The organism is Virgibacillus sp. 7505, from assembly GCF_002272135.1.
GTDB lineage: Bacteria > Bacillota > Bacilli > Bacillales > Amphibacillaceae > Terribacillus.
In genome coordinates this window covers 1-206 of sequence record NZ_NPBF01000511.1, presented here as the reverse complement: position 1 = coordinate 206, position 206 = coordinate 1, and the positions used below count along the sequence as shown (strand labels likewise).

Annotated in this window: 1 protein-coding gene; it reads left to right on the top strand. The window is 43.2% G+C overall.

Annotated features, from left to right (window positions below; translation table 11 throughout):
* Positions 1-206, top strand: a 206-nt coding sequence (locus CHH91_RS20000; protein WP_286160878.1) for a proton-conducting transporter transmembrane domain-containing protein, incomplete at both ends; no start/stop codon positions are given.

Below are 206 nucleotides of genomic sequence, written 5' to 3'. Positions count from 1 at the left end.
AACTTGTTTGTTTTCTTTGAAGTGATGCTGTTGTCATCCTATGCGTTAATCGTTATTGGAGGAACAGGCTACCAATTGCGAGAGTCGTTTAAGTATGCAGCGATCAACGTATTTGCTTCCATACTCTTTTTAGTTGGCGTCGCCTACCTTTATGGGATTACAGGCACGTTAAATATGGCCCACTTAGCGGTTCGGATCGGGGAAAT